Annotated in this window: 1 protein-coding gene; it reads left to right on the top strand. The window is 32.0% G+C overall.

Annotated elements, in window-relative coordinates; all coding sequences use genetic code 11:
- Positions 1–17: 17 nt before the first annotated feature.
- The gene (locus tag DNI29_RS25425) at positions 18–92 is read left to right on the top strand and encodes a PLP-dependent transferase (RefSeq protein ID WP_369073979.1); all 75 of its coding nucleotides are present in this window, start codon (positions 18–20) and stop codon (positions 90–92) included.
- Positions 93–269: the final 177 nt, after the last annotated feature.

Genomic DNA, 269 nt, shown 5'->3' with positions numbered 1-269 from the left:
GCAAAACACCTGTAAACCTGATTAGGATGTCTGTAGGCTTGGAACACCTCGATGATTTATTGGAAGATTTGAGTCAGGCCTTACATAAATAAAGGCTGTCTAGAACAGCCTTTAGTTTTTGAAACGGTGAGCTAAAAAAGGGCGACCAACACAACTATTTCGTATGCTTAGTAAATAAAATAATTTTTTTTCTATTCGTAAAATTTTTGGTTGATTATTTTCTTGTTAATCGAAATTTTATCGAAACTAATTTTTTCCAAATATTAACC

Origin of the sequence: Hymenobacter sediminis (assembly GCF_003231285.1) — a bacterium.
Classification (GTDB): Bacteria; Bacteroidota; Bacteroidia; order Cytophagales; family Hymenobacteraceae; genus Hymenobacter; species Hymenobacter sediminis.
Note: the sequence above shows the minus strand (reverse complement) of the source record. Positions and strands in the feature narration are given on the sequence as shown.